The sequence below is a fragment of the Methanosarcina sp. 2.H.T.1A.6 genome (genome assembly GCF_000979455.1).
GTDB lineage: Archaea > Halobacteriota > Methanosarcinia > Methanosarcinales > Methanosarcinaceae > Methanosarcina.
On sequence record NZ_JJOY01000030.1, the window covers coordinates 321,832 to 335,713 of the forward strand.

The window sequence follows — 13,882 nt, forward strand, 5'->3', positions numbered from 1 at the left end:
CATAGTATCATACAAATTAGTATCATACAAATTATACAGCATCTCAAAAATCAGCAGAAAGGGATCATTCATGGAATTCAAACAGGGCGATCGGGTAAGCATTGAAAGGAACGGTACTGTCTATGAAGGCAAAGTAATGCCTTCCATGGAAGGATATATCACAATAAAAATGAACAGCGGGTATAACGCCGGTTTTTCCACTGATAAGGTAAGGGTAACCCTTCAGGAAAATAATGGAGAAACTGTAAACGGAGGAGGAAACGGCGTAAAAGAATGTAAAACAAGGGGAGAAAAACTTCCCGAACCCGGAAAAAAGCTCCCAAAAATCGCAATCCTTTCTACGGGCGGAACGATTGCAAGCAAGATCGACTACCGTACAGGCGCAGTCACATCCCAGTTTACTGCTGACGATATCCTCGCTGCAATCCCGGAACTGAAGGAAATTGCGGACTTTAAAGGAAGGGTAATCTCAAGTATCCTCTCCGAAAACATGGACTCTGACTCCTGGCAAAACCTCGCGAAAGCAGTTGTCGAAGAAATAGAAGCCGGAGCTGAGGGAGTAATCATCACTCATGGAACAGACACGATGATGTACTCTGCTGCAGCCCTATCCTTTATGATAGAAACGCCTGTACCTGTCGTTTTCGTGGGTTCCCAGAGAAGTGCAGACCGTCCGAGCAGCGACAACGCCATGAACGCAATCTGCGCAGCCAGGGTTGCTATAAGCGAAATTGCCGAAATCGTGGTGGTTATGCACGGCACAACCTCTGATGATTTCTGTGAAATCCACCGCGGAACGAAAGTCAGGAAGATGCATACCTCCCGCAGGGATGCTTTCAAGTCCGTAAACTCCCTTCCGATAGGGACTGTAGACTACAGTACAGGAGAAATAAAGACTTTCATTGACTATACCAGACGTGGAGAAAAGACCCTCAAATTCAAGCCGGGAATGGAACCGAAGTGTGCCATTGTGAAGTTCACTCCGGGGGCAGATCCGGCAGTCCTTGACTATTATATAAATAACGGCTACAGAGGGCTTGTTATTGAGGGTACGGGTCTGGGCCACGTTTCCACAAAATGGATTCCCCTGCTCCGGAAGGTTGGAGACGCAAAAATGCCTGTAATAGTTACATCCCAGTGCCTTAACGGCAGGATCTGCGACCGCGTTTATGATACGGGCCGTGATATGCTGAAAGCTGGTGCAATCGAAGGAGAAGATACTCTTCCCGAAACTGCTCTTGTCAAGCTTATGTGGGTACTTGGTCAGACAGATGATTTTGAAAAAGCTGTTGGTATGCTCAGGGAAGACCTCGGCGGGGAAATTACTGAGTGTACATTGAAATAAAGAAATTCCGAGAAATACCCTCAATAGAAAAGAATGAGCCCCGAAAGGGGTTCACCTACAATCTTCTCTCCCTCCTGAGTCTTTTTTTGCACCTGTTTTCCAATTAACAGTTGGATTCATAGTTCCATGTTAGTTGGGTTCATAGCTGATATCCGGGCCTTGTTCATTATAAAAAGGATCAGATTCATTGTGGCATGAAATTACATTACTTAACATTACGCCTTATGTCTACTCCGATCTTGAATTTCCTCAGACAATATACTTAAATAACAAAAAGCTCTTATGTACTATGCTAACAAGTGTCATGTTAACTAGTGGCAGAAGATTATATTGGTAGGTGTAGTAGATGTTAGGAATCGATGATCCACAGATCTGGCTTGCATATGTTTCTTGTGTATTAAGTGCTCTCGGATGTATGGTTTACGGGGCATTGAACTGGAAAAGCGAGGACGAAGAGCAGACAGTGAAAAGCAGCACTCCAAAAGCAGCGGTTCAGGACCAGTAAGCTGTGCCGGGAACCTCAGCTCAAAGTGCCTTTTTAATCAGACTTTTTTAACAACTCCTGCGAAAAAACAGCAACTTGAATTCTTCAGGAATGATTTTTATGGCAGTCAATACTTCAACTCTTATCCTGTTTGTTCTCATTTATCTTGCGTGCACTTTCTACGTTGCCCGCCTGGGGTATAAGAAGAATTCCCAGACAGATGGGTATATGCTCGCCGGCCGACAGGTGCACCCGGCAATTATGGCTCTCTCCTACGGAGCTGCATTCATCAGCACTTCCGCAATTATAGGGTTTGGAGGAGTAGCCGCTTCACTGGGAATGGGGCTTCTGTGGCTAGTCTTTATGAACATATTTTTCGGAATCTTTATCGCCTTCGTGGTCTTTGGCCCTCGAACCCGGCGCATGGGGCTGAACCTGGGGTCCATAACTTACCCTGAGTTTATAGGAAAACGCTTCCAGTCCAGGTTCATCCAGGGTTTTTCCGGGCTTCTAATAGCAGTATTCATGCCTCTCTACGCTGCAAGTGTGCTCATAGGGGCCGGAAGGTTTCTTGAGACCACGCTTGGGATCAACTACAACCTTGCTCTCCTTATCTTTACAATTATAATTGCTTCGTATGTGATTAAAGGTGGCCTCTTATCAGTGATGTACGTGGATGCCATGCAGGGTACCCTCATGCTACTTGGAATGGCTTTTCTGCTGGTGTTCACCTACAGTAAACTGGGAGGAGTTGTAGAAGCCCACCAGGCTCTTACTGATATGGCAAGCCTTGTTCCTCAGGCCCTTGTTGACCAGGGGCACAGGGGCTGGACTGCAATGCCGGCATTCGACTCCCCTATCTGGTGGACAATGATGTCCACAATCACCCTGGGAGTTGGGATAGGGGTACTTGCCCAGCCACAGCTCGCAGTGAGGTTCATGACGGTAAAAGATGACCGCTCCCTGAAAAGAGCAGTCCTTGTGGGAGGTCCCTTTATCCTGATGATGGCAGGAGTCGCGTACGTTGTGGGAGCTCTTTCCAACGTTTACTTCTACAGGACTACAGGCATGATTTCCCTTCAGGTTGCAGGCGGGAACACTGACATTATAATGCCCGAATTCCTGAACCAGGCCATGCCCGAGACCTTTGTAGCACTCTTCATGCTCAGCCTGCTCGCAGCTGCAATGTCTACTGCAGCTGCTCAGTTCCACACAATGGGCACATCCATAGGACACGACTTCTACCAGCAGGGCCTCATGAACGGCAAGTCCACGGGAACAGCTGTCCACGCTACGAAGTTAGGAATTGCCTTTACCATCCTGGTCTCGGTCGCTCTGGCTTACATCCTTCCAGTAAGCATCATCGCGAGGGCTACTGCCATGTTCATGGGCCTGTGCACTTCCGCTTTCCTGCCCCTCTACATGGGAGCACTTTTCTGGAAGCGCACAACAAGAGCCGGAGCAACTGCGAGCCTTGTTGTAGGCTCGATAAGCAGTCTGTTCTGGTTGATCTTTGTACATGCAAAAGAAGCTGTGCCTCTCAAGATCTGCCTGGCAATCTTCGGAAAGGAAACTTTACTTACCGGCACCTGGCCCCTTGTGGACCCTATTCTGGTTGCAACCCCACTCGCCTTTCTTACCCTGATAGTGGTAAGCCTTATGACAGTCCCACCTTCAGCCGAATTCCTGAAGAAGGCTTACAGGCTCAGGTTTGAAGACGAAGAAGAGGAAATGTCGGAGCCAGCGTCACACAAGGCAACTGAATCAACAGGCGTTTAAGCCTGTTCCCTTTTTTAAAAATCAGGCGCATTTTTATGCGCCACTTATTTTTTTTATTTCCGTCTCATTTTTATTATAATTAAAAATAGATCGCCTCAGACTGCATGGTTGATATTCCGGAATTGGAATTTACGGTACAGGCTAATGTATTCGTTTTTATTTACTATGCGCAGGCGGGCTAAAGCGGTGCACTGGGCTGTAAAGAATAACAGAGCATTCCACTCAGGTTCTCCATGAGTAATATTAATCGATTATTCATCGATTTTTCAGCCACCAAAGAAGAAGAGAGAATTAAAAAGAAGAAAGAAAATAAAGAAAATAAAAAAGAAGAGAGAATTAAAAAGATCTTGTTTTTACAGACCTTTTTGACAGTAGGATCCTCTATAAAATCCTTCAGTTTTCTTTTCTGACAGGCAGGGTCTGTCCCCCATGAGGCATCAGGTGAACCTTTGCATCAGGATTTTCTGAAAGGACTGCAGCCATGGCTTCCTGCACACTTGCCATCGGAGTAAAGAATGCGGTTCTGGCTTTATCTTCCGGAAGCTTCGAGACAAGGTAAAGCTTGAACTTCTTTGCAGCTTTTGCAACGATTGCACTCTTGTGCCCTCCGAACTCGAAGCAGTGCTTGAAGCGCTCTATTGCATCTTCCGGAGTTTTGCATTCCATGTTCCAGCACTCATAAATCTGGTTTCCTATCCCTTCGGCACATTCCGCTACAAGGATGATCGAGCCGCCGTCTTTTACAGCCTGGGTTGCGTTGTCCAGGGCTTTGTTTGCCTGGTAGAGATTGATGTCCTTAGGATAGCCTCCGCAGGAAACGACCGCAGCATCTGCAGGTTCTACGGACACTTTATACATGGCGTCCACAATCTCGACCCCTTTCCTGTGGGCCTCGATAAAATCACCTGCAACGGCAGCAACTATCCCTTTTTTGCTGTCAAGCACAACATTAAGAATAAATTTAAGGCCAAAGACCTTTGCAGCTTCTTCCATATCCTGCCTTACAGGACTGTCTACCCTTCCAGAAACCGCGTTTTCCTCGATCATCATTTTGTGGTTGGTAAGCACAGACTCCTCAGAGCTTACGCCGGGAAGTACGGACTTTGCCCCACCGCTATATCCTGCATAGTAATGGAACTCGATTCCCCCTGTCCCAATAACAAAATCAGCATCAAGAACTTCTTCGAATATCTCAATAGGAGTGCCACGGCTGGTTACCCCAATCCGTTTGCACCTGGAAGTGTCGTGCTGGATGCACCGGATTTTTTTGTAGATATCCTCCCCGACCAGTTTCTTTGACTCCTCTTCAGTCTGCTGGCGATGAAGCCCTAGAGCAAAGATAATTGTGATGTTCTCGTCTCTTGCTCCCCCCAAATAAAGCTCTTCGAGCAGAGGAGGAAGAATTTTTGCGGTGGGAGTGGGCCTCGTAACATCACTTACAATAATTGCAATCCTGGATTCCGGGTTTACAATCTCGGAAAGTCTCTTGCTTTTTATGGGATTCTCGAGCGCTTTCCTGATTAAAAGAGCCCCATCCTCCTTTTTTAGAGGTTCCGAAGGCAGGATCAAGCTGGAAATGTTTTTCTCAGGGATATTCAGCTCAAAAACACCGCTTCCGAAAGCGAGTGGAATCTTTTTTAGATTTGTCATCATGTTCATGCCGCTGATTTCGTATTGATGCTATAAAATGTTATAGGTAAACAATATATATCGAAATTAAAACTGCGCTTTAAAAGTATAATTCAACCCAACAATTCAAGCTTTACTGACTTCATTTCTTTTACTGCCATTATTTCTGTTACTAGTGTCTAGGAAATTTAGTTATGAGTCATCAAAATTAGGACAAAGGACTACTGATGATGAATTATATATATTAAAGCCCCATAATTAATTTGCCACGACACTAGCTTCACTTATCTTATCTCTTATTTCCGGACAGGCAGAGTCCACCCTCCATCAGGCATTATATGAACTTTTGCCTCAGGGTTTTCGGCAAGAATCGTTTCAAAGGCTTCCTGTACGCTTTTTGCGGGGATGAAGAAAGCACTTCTGCTTTCCTCGTCGGAAAGTTTTGAAACAATATAGAGCTTGAACTGCTTTGCGACTTTTGCAACTATTGCGCTCTTATGTCCCCCAAACTCGAAGAATTGTTTGAAGCGCTCTATAGCGTCATCCGGACTCCTGCAATCCCTGTTCCAGCACTCATAGACCTGGTTCCCGATTCCTTCCGTACATTCGGCCACGAGTACTATTGAGCCCCCTGCTTTTACGGCAGGTATGGCATTTTCCAGAGCCTTTGTTGCCTGGTAGAGGTTGATGTCTTTAGGAGAGCCACCGCAGGAAACGATGACTGCATCTGCAGGCTCTACCTGCACTTTGTACATGGCATCCACATACCTTGCTCCTTCCCTGTGAGCCTGAACAAAATCCCCGGCAACGGCAGCAACAATTTCTTTCCTGCTGTTGATTACCACGTTCAGGATAAAGTTGAGACCTGTAATTCCGGCGGCTTCTTCGATATCTTTCCTCGCAGGACTGTCGACTCTGCCCGAAAGAGGTTCGCCTTCGAAGAATTTGCTATAATGGCTGTGGAATGAAAGTACGGCATTTTCCGAACTGACTCCCGGAAGGACGGCCTTCCCCCCACCACCATAGCCCGCATAATAATGAAATTCTACCGTCCCGGTACCGATAATCAGGTCTGCGTCCAGAACCTCTTCAAAGACCTCAACCGGGGTCCCAAAACTCGTCTCCCCTATATGCCTGCATCTTTCCCTGTCGTGCTGGACAAAACGGATACTTTTGAAAATATCATCGCCCAGAAGCTTTCTGCATTCTTCTTCTGTCTGCTGGCGATGAAGCCCGAGAGCAAAGATAATTGTGATGTTCTCATCTCTTGCTCCCCCCAAATAAAGTTCTTCGAGCAGAGGAGGAAGAATTTTTGCGGTGGGAGTGGGCCTCGTAACATCACTTACAATAATTGCAATTCTGGATTCCGGGTTTACAACCTCGGAAAGTCTCTTGCTTTTTATGGGATTCTCGAGAGCTTTCCGGATTAAAAGAGTCCCATCCTCCTTTTTATCAGGTTCCGAAGGCAGGATCAAGCTGGAAATGTTTTTCACAGGGATATTCAGCTCAAAAACTCCGCTTCCGGATGCTAGGGGAATCTGTGTTATATTTGTAGTCATGTTCATGCCGATGATTTCGTATTGATGCTATAAAATGCTATAGGTAAACAATAGTTAAGAAAACAATAACAAAGTCATGTTTTAAATATAATTTAAATCTGCGCTTTAAACCCCCAAATTCAGACCGTTATTGAGAGATTGAAAAAAGTTACCCATAAAATATAGCAGTTATTCCAATAATCCTATGATTCCCTTTCCTAGCATGAAAGTACTGTGATTTGAGAAGTACTTTCATTCCCTTGTGCCTGTTATTAAAAAAAGTTCATGTTTGGATTTATATAAAGAGCCCATCCCAAAACCAATTTTATTCTCAAATCAGTAAAGTTTCAGAACTATTTTCATGATCAGAAACTCTATTGATTATTATGAATACGCGATTTAGAGAAGCAATTTTGAGTTTTGAGATCGGCTTAAAAACAAATAGAAAAGAAAAGAAAACATTAATTAACAGGTGATAATAGATAAAACGAAGTTTTTACTGAAAAATATAAATATCGGATAATGAAAAAACTTACATACATAATTAAGACCCAAACGTTCCAAAAATAATTTTAAAAACAGTTAAGCAGAGAGCTTCCAGAATACCCTTCAGAGGGTTGTTGAGTCAAAAGGTATAAAACTTCATGGTGAGTGTAGAGATGGAAATTATAAATTAATTTTGGTGATTTAGTGAGGAATTGTAATCATCTAAAAGTGTTTATTTTCATACTACTTATGATAAGTTACCTGTGGATAGGAGAGGCATACGCATCCCCGGATACGGATAGCTCAAAAATGGTTGAGAATATTAATCAGGGAAGCATCATCCTGTTTTCACAGAACTACTCTGAAATAAATAATCTTCCAGCTAATGTTTTTATCGCAAAGGTTCAGAGAGAAAAGGCTTACGATAAACTATATTCAAGTATATATGCAACGCAAGAATCAGAACTGTTTTTCAATAACACTTCAACAGGGCTGAAGTATAATAATGTAAGAGACTTTCCTCTAATTCCATGCAGTTTGCTTCCGGGTATGGATACTATCTCTTGTTTTGGAATCAATGAATACCTGGAGCACTTTAGAAGCACCCTGGATATTTTTACTTTTTGTGAATGTACCTCTGTCCCGATAATTCACTACCTCGAGGAACCAAGGCAGGCAGGGGCTCTTTACATATGCAACCTTACCCCAATGGTAAAATGTGCCTATGAAATCTCAATGGACATAAATGCAGATGACTCACAGAGCTTTGTTGAACTGGATAGTCCGGGTTCAAGACTGATTATACGGGAAAGCGAGGGTCAGACTATACTTAAAAGTTATTACAGAGACTCTTCTGGAGAAACCAAATACGAAAAAGTTATTCTTGGTGACGCGTCAGAAAAAACAAATTTCAAAATAATATTTGACGGTTATAACAAAACAAACACTATTTACGTACAGGATGGAAACTCCATAGTTACCCCGTTCTATAATCTAGATAGGCAAAAGCTTCCTTATATCGATTTTTCAAGTGGATATATCAAGTTCACCGCTTTTATCCTTGGAGAAGGAACTTACCTTGACGTTGACATATACGATATAAACCAGACAACGGAGAGAAAACTCGTAACTGCAATAGGGAATAGTAAGATGATCCCGTTCGGACTTGACGGACCTTTACCAATGAATACAACCGGGGAAGGAATCGACTACCTGAACAGCAAAGGGTATAGAGGTACGATGTGGTTTGATAAGGGAATGTTTGAGAAATCAAATGACACATACGTTGAGTACCTGCGCAGTCTGGTTGTTAACGATTCCTGGGAAGTTGGCATACACTATACAAAGGAGTTAAACAGCCTTCCACTTGAAGAAGCATACAGGGTAATGGATGAAGAATACCTGTACGTGTCTGAAAAAGTAGGCCAGAAACCAACAAGCTGGTGCTGCCTGAGAAATCGTGATAACCTTACTCATGCAATTTATGCATACGAAAACTTAGGAATGACCTGGAGAAACGGAGACGCAGCAATTCACGCGGAAAGGGATGTAGGAAACTTATACGATGATACATGGGAATGGTGGGAGCCAGCATCAAGAGCAGGCATGTCCTATCCGGTATTCTCCCATCAACTCGACGTGGAACCTGCAATAAAATACTCAATAAGCCGCTCAAAGTTCCAGAACTGGGTGGATAACTATGAATCAAACAACATGACCGTAGTGTCATTTTATGAATACAACCAGATCAGCAGGAATACATATGATGCAAGTTTTGAAAACCTGCAATATAATGAGAAACTGGTTGCATTCGACGCACATACAAATGGTGCCAGCGCTCTTGTAAACGTAAACATAACTGCAGGAAACGACACACAGGTCTACGACACTACACTCGAAAAGTCCCTTGATTATGAAACGGAACAGGATAAATCAATAACTTTCCGGGTTGAGGACAACCACACTTATAAGATAGATATAAACAGTGTTGAATAATGTATAACCTTGAGTAAGGTATAAATTCCACACCATGGAAGGCACAAAAAACTAACGCAGGCAAAACTTCTCCTTTCTTATTGTGCCTTCCGTTGTTAGCTTTTTTTCTGTGCATTCCAGGGTTAGCCTTTTTTTCTGCACCTTTTGGGGTTAGCTTTTTTTCCGTACATTTTCTCAAATTCGGTATAATGCAGTATAACATTCAACACATTTCTTATTCTAACAGTCAACACATTTCTTATTCTAACAGTCAACACATTTCTTATTCTAACAGTCAACACATTTCTTATTCAAACAGTCCGCGTACTTCCCTAACAGCTACCGTGCTTCTAATTAATTGTAAATATTTCCTGCGCCGATATACTGATAACTGCAACCAGGCTTACTGATGGATATTTGCTTCATAAGAAAATGTTCATACAATGTAATGCCTGGAGGGGACCTCCTGATCTTTGAGGTAAGAAGGAGAAGGGAGCGGCAGTTAACCGGGGAGTAATAACCATGGACAAAGAAAGGATTTCCTATCACGAGTCCGTTCAAAAGATGTATGAGCGGATAAAGGAAGATAATATGACAAATGTCTGGGACCGCTATGAGGCTCAGGGAATAGGTGGAGTTCCGGACAAGAGATGCACTTTCTGTATGGCAGGAGCCCGTTGTGACCTGTGTTCCAATGGGCCCTGTCGTTCGGACGCTGAAAAGGACAAAAGAGGGGTATGCGGGATCACTGCTGACGGGATGGCAATGCGGATGATGCTGCTCAGGAACGTAATGGGGGCTTCGACTTACCACTACCATACAGACCAGACAATCCGGACTTTGAGGGAAACCGCAAAGGGCAACACCCCTTACAAAATAAGTGAACCTGAAAAGTTGAGGACATTTGCAAGCCGGCTGGGGCTAGAAACCAGCGGGCCGGACTCCGAAGTTGCCCTCCGCCTGTGCGAGTTTGTAGAAAAAGAATTTAACAGGCCTGCTTATGAGCCGAGCCGGATTGTGGAGCTCCTTGCCCCTCCGGAAAGAAAAGAGAAGTGGAAGGAACTGGACATCTTCCCGGGCGGGATCTACGGGGAAATGATGTTTTCAACAAGCTCCTGCCTGACAAACGTGGACGGGTACTACGTGAGCCTGGCCTTAAAAGCCATGCGCCTGGGAGTTGCGATGGCATACCAGAGCCAGATTGTAAATGAGTACTGCCAGGACATCCTTTTCGGCATCCCAAGGCCTCACATGATGAGGGTTGACCTCGGAGTGCTGGACCCTGAGTACATAAATGTGCTTCCGAACGGGCACGAACCTTTCATAGGCTTTGCCATGGTCCAGCTTGCCCGGAAGCCCGAGTGGCAGGAGAAAGCAAAAGCAGCCGGGGCAAAAGGCCTGAGGATCATTGCCAGCATCGAAACCGGGCAGGAAATGATCCAGAGGTGGGAGGAAGACGATGTATTTTACGGTTTTACCGGAAACTGGATTTCCCAGGAAGCGGTGCTCGCAAGCGGGAGTGTGGACCTTTTTGCCGCAGACATGAACTGCTCGCTTCCGGTAGCTCCCCTCTACGCCAAAAAATACGGCTTCAAACTCATGCCCGTAAGCGAACTCGTGGCTTTTGAAGGCATCACCGAGCGCCTGAACTACAACCCGGTAGAAGCCGATAAGCAGGCAGCAAAACTCCTGGATATGGCAATTGAAAACTTCAAAAACAGGAAAAGCTCGGTTGGAACCGCCCTGAAACTCCCGATGAAAGAGGCAGTTGTCGGCTTTTCAACCGAGAGCATTCTTGACGCCCTCGGAGGCACCCTCGACCCTCTCCTTGATGCCATAAAAAGCGGTGCAATCAAAGGAGTGGTCGGAATGGTATCCTGCACTACATTAAGGGACTCCGGGCAGGATGTGCACAGCGTTGCGGTGGTAAAAGAACTGATCAAGAGGAACATCCTGGTCCTGTCTATGGGCTGCGGAAATGGAGCCATGCAGGTTGCAGGCCTCTGCTCCCCCGAAGCCAGGGAATTTGCAGGGGACAGCCTGAAAGCCGTATGTGAAGCCCTCGGAGTCCCTCCAGTACTCAGTTACGGGACCTGCACCGACACCGGACGGCTTGCCGACCTCCTGGGAGCAATCTCCGGAGCCCTCGGAGGAGTCCCTGTCCCGGACCTTCCTGTTGCTGCCGCAGCCCCCGAATACATGGAGCAAAAAGCTACAATCGACGCCATCTTTGCCCTGGCTCTCGGGCTCTACACCTATGTAAATCCTGTCCCGACCGTCACCGGAGGCTCGAACCTTGTCAAACTGCTGACAGAAGGTTGCCGGGAAGTTACAGGCGGAGTCCTGAGCGTGGAAATGGATGCAGTGAAAGCAGTTGAAGGGATCGAAAAGCACATCATGGAAAAGAGAAAGAAGCTCGGGATCTGAAATCCCGGGTTTTCTACTTCTATTTTTTCCACTTCATTTTTATTGAGAATAGAACGAAAGAAAAAAGAACGAAACGGAACAAAGAAGAAAGAAAAAAGAACTAAAGAAAAAAAGAACGAAACGGAACAAAGAAGAAAGAAAAAAGAAGAAAGAAAAAGAAAACCCCTGAAAATCAAAACTTGATCGATTCCCCGGGTTCCATAATAATTACTTTCGTATCAACTTTTGCTTCCACAGCTTTTCTGAACTCTTCAGGGTCCTGCTTGATGACATCAAAGGTGTTGTAGTGCATTGGCACAACGATTTTGGGCTGGATCAGTTCCACAGCTTTTACGGCTTCCTTTATTCCCATGGTGAACCTGTCTCCTATGGGCAGCAGGGCGATTTCGGGTTTGTAGAGTTCGCCAATAAGCTGCATGTCCCCGAAAACCCCCGTATCTCCGGCATGATAAAAGGAATGCCCGCCAATACCTATCAAAAACCCTGCCGGGCTGCCTCCATCGAAACTGAAGCCGGAAGCATCAATTGAGGAAGAATGAAGCGCCTGAGTCATGGTAAGGGCCACACCTTCCACTTCCATTGTGCCTCCCTTGTTCATGCCTTCGGCAAAGACTCCTTTTGATTTTATATAGTTTGCAACCTCATGAATCGAGATGATCCGGCAGCCGGTACGGGCTCCGATCTCGATGGTATCTCCCAGATGATCGCGGTGGCCGTGAGTTACGGCTATGATATCGGGGTCCAGAGCGACAGGGGTGCATGGAGCTTTCGGGTTCCCGGAAATAAAAGGGTCAATCAGCAATTTCTTTTCGGCTTCGAGCAAAAAAGCAGCATGCCCAAGCCAGGTAATTTTTACGTCAGCCATCTCTTTGCCTCTTTCCTTATGTTTTTGTCAGAACGTAACAATGCGTAATGTAATTTTCGATAATAATCGGATAATTATTATACAACACGTTGTTCAGGCAGGTATCAGGAGCACACAAGGGGATGAATAAAGGGTAATATAACATGTGCCCTTAAGTGTTAATCAAATGAGAATGAAAATCAGCCTGGTAATCCACGGGCCCGAAGTAATCGATTCGGGAGAAGCGGAAATCGTTCTGGAAAAGCTTTCCTGCATAGGTGAAGTAGAGGCTCAACTTGGCGGAGCCATGGGAAAGACAGCTGTCCTTGATGCAGGGCTTGAAAATGTTATAAACATAAGCCGGCACCTCAAGCCGAGCGCCTGCATTGAATCCTTTTTTGAAACCTCAGACCTTGTATGCCTCCTTAACAGAGGGAAAACGCCCGAAACAGGCATGATTTTTGGAGCAAAGGTTGCCTCTCGCCTGAAGGACCCTGAAAAGAAACCCCTTATCCAGATAGAAAGCCCGGGCTGTACCGGCGGGAAGCTAATACCCCTGAACAAAAAAGCCGGCAGCTACATTGAAAAATTCTCTGAAGCCTTTGGGCTTCCTGCTGAAAAGCTTCTGAGCTTTCATAATCCTGTTTCCAGAGAAAAACTCTCAAAAACCGGAAAAACCCGAATCATCCGCGAAATCTCAGGCGTATTTCCTGGAGAAAACATCCTCGTAAACGGGCTCGTAATCGGAAAAGCCCTCTCTTCCGAAGTAAGAATAATCTCCGAAAACGGTTTCATTACCGCAATCGAAGGCGGAGAAATAAAAGAGCACGGGCTTGAAAAGCTCCATAATTACGAAAAACGGGACCCTGTTGACCTTGCCGGAGCCTGGGTAAAAAGCGGGGACATCCGAAGAAGCAATTCCTTACTCCCGGATGCCAAAAAACAAAATTCCAGTTCCCAAAAATCAGGCCCTATTTCCTGGGGAGGGGGAAGGGTAGGAGCAGGAAAAGTTGTGCTTATAGACCACGCCGCCGAAAATTCCTATGAACTGGCTTCCGGGGCTGAACTTGCAGTCACCGTTGGAGATGACACCACAGCCATAGCAGGAGACATCCTTTTCAGGCTTGGAATCCCGATTATTGGAATCACAGACGGAGACTGTGATAATGTCACCTGTGAGACAAAAATCTTTCCCGGCTCGGTTGTTCTAAGGCTGATAGAGGGAAGCGATGATATCGTGGGCAAGAGAGTTAAGCAAGAACTCCTGAGAGGACAAGATTCAGCTGTTTTTGAGAACCTGTTCACCTTTAAAGAAGATGTGCTGAAACTGGCAGAGTCGTCGATTGAAACTATTTTTGAATACTAACATAGCAAAC

At 45.3% G+C, this 13,882-nt stretch carries 9 protein-coding genes; 6 read left to right on the plus strand and 3 right to left on the minus strand.

The genetic code is table 11. From position 1 onward, the window contains the following. Positions 1-70 precede the first annotated feature (70 nt). The 3 genes from gatD to EO98_RS09170 all read left to right on the plus strand — a co-directional run bounded on the left by gatD (position 71) and on the right by EO98_RS09170 (position 3,608). A complete protein-coding gene (gene gatD / locus EO98_RS09165) occupies positions 71-1,345 on the plus strand; it encodes a Glu-tRNA(Gln) amidotransferase subunit GatD (RefSeq protein WP_048141298.1) in 1,275 nt (424 codons plus the stop codon). 346 nt (positions 1,346-1,691) lie between these two features. After that, complete coding sequence (locus EO98_RS18875) at positions 1,692-1,850, plus strand: symporter small accessory protein (protein ID WP_200895281.1); 159 nt, start codon at positions 1,692-1,694, stop codon at positions 1,848-1,850. 99 nt (positions 1,851-1,949) lie between these two features. Then, the gene (locus EO98_RS09170; RefSeq protein ID WP_048141300.1) at positions 1,950-3,608 is read left to right on the plus strand and encodes a sodium:solute symporter; all 1,659 of its coding nucleotides are present in this window, start codon (positions 1,950-1,952) and stop codon (positions 3,606-3,608) included. Between the two features lie 393 nt (positions 3,609-4,001). On the opposite strand, the gene larA (EO98_RS09175) is transcribed toward EO98_RS09170, so the two are convergent. Together larA (EO98_RS09175) and larA (EO98_RS09180) are read right to left on the minus strand one after the other, a co-directional pair. Further along, positions 4,002-5,261, minus strand: coding sequence for a nickel-dependent lactate racemase (gene larA / locus EO98_RS09175; RefSeq protein WP_048141369.1), 1,260 nt, complete (start codon positions 5,259-5,261; stop codon positions 4,002-4,004). 272 nt (positions 5,262-5,533) lie between these two features. Further along, positions 5,534-6,796 (minus strand): nickel-dependent lactate racemase, encoded by a 1,263-nt coding sequence (gene larA / locus EO98_RS09180; protein ID WP_048141371.1) that lies wholly within the window; start codon positions 6,794-6,796, stop codon positions 5,534-5,536. 714 nt (positions 6,797-7,510) lie between these two features. On the opposite strand from larA (EO98_RS09180), the gene EO98_RS09185 reads away from it, so the two are divergent. Continuing rightward, positions 7,511-9,256, plus strand: a complete 1,746-nt coding sequence (locus EO98_RS09185) for a hypothetical protein (protein ID WP_235283654.1) — start codon at positions 7,511-7,513, stop codon at positions 9,254-9,256. Between the two features lie 501 nt (positions 9,257-9,757). Then, the gene (gene cooS, locus EO98_RS09190; RefSeq protein ID WP_048141304.1) at positions 9,758-11,662 is read left to right on the plus strand and encodes an anaerobic carbon-monoxide dehydrogenase catalytic subunit; all 1,905 of its coding nucleotides are present in this window, start codon (positions 9,758-9,760) and stop codon (positions 11,660-11,662) included. Positions 11,663-11,834: 172 nt separating this feature from the next. Here the strand turns inward: cooS and EO98_RS09195 are convergent, their stop codons facing one another. Beyond that, positions 11,835-12,527, minus strand: a complete 693-nt coding sequence (locus EO98_RS09195) for a metal-dependent hydrolase (protein ID WP_048141307.1) — start codon at positions 12,525-12,527, stop codon at positions 11,835-11,837. Between the two features lie 166 nt (positions 12,528-12,693). On the opposite strand from EO98_RS09195, the gene EO98_RS09200 reads away from it, so the two are divergent. Next, positions 12,694-13,872, plus strand: a complete 1,179-nt coding sequence (locus EO98_RS09200) for a DUF2117 family protein (RefSeq protein WP_235283982.1) — start codon at positions 12,694-12,696, stop codon at positions 13,870-13,872. Positions 13,873-13,882 lie beyond the last annotated feature (10 nt).

What these genes read in the sequence shown, in the direction of transcription:
- cooS (WP_048141304.1), top strand. Translation starts at nt 9,758, where the DNA reads ATGGACAAAGAAAGGATTTCCTATCACGAGTCCGTTCAAAAGATGTAT.
- EO98_RS09195 (WP_048141307.1), bottom strand. Translation starts at nt 12,527, where the DNA reads ATGGCTGACGTAAAAATTACCTGGCTTGGGCATGCTGCTTTTTTGCTC.
- gatD (WP_048141298.1), top strand. Translation starts at nt 71, where the DNA reads ATGGAATTCAAACAGGGCGATCGGGTAAGCATTGAAAGGAACGGTACT.
- larA (WP_048141371.1), bottom strand. Translation starts at nt 6,796, where the DNA reads ATGACTACAAATATAACACAGATTCCCCTAGCATCCGGAAGCGGAGTT.
- EO98_RS09170 (WP_048141300.1), top strand. Translation starts at nt 1,950, where the DNA reads ATGGCAGTCAATACTTCAACTCTTATCCTGTTTGTTCTCATTTATCTT.
- larA (WP_048141369.1), bottom strand. Translation starts at nt 5,261, where the DNA reads ATGATGACAAATCTAAAAAAGATTCCACTCGCTTTCGGAAGCGGTGTT.
- EO98_RS18875 (WP_200895281.1), top strand. Translation starts at nt 1,692, where the DNA reads ATGTTAGGAATCGATGATCCACAGATCTGGCTTGCATATGTTTCTTGT.
- EO98_RS09185 (WP_235283654.1), top strand. Translation starts at nt 7,511, where the DNA reads ATGATAAGTTACCTGTGGATAGGAGAGGCATACGCATCCCCGGATACG.
- EO98_RS09200 (WP_235283982.1), top strand. Translation starts at nt 12,694, where the DNA reads ATGAGAATGAAAATCAGCCTGGTAATCCACGGGCCCGAAGTAATCGAT.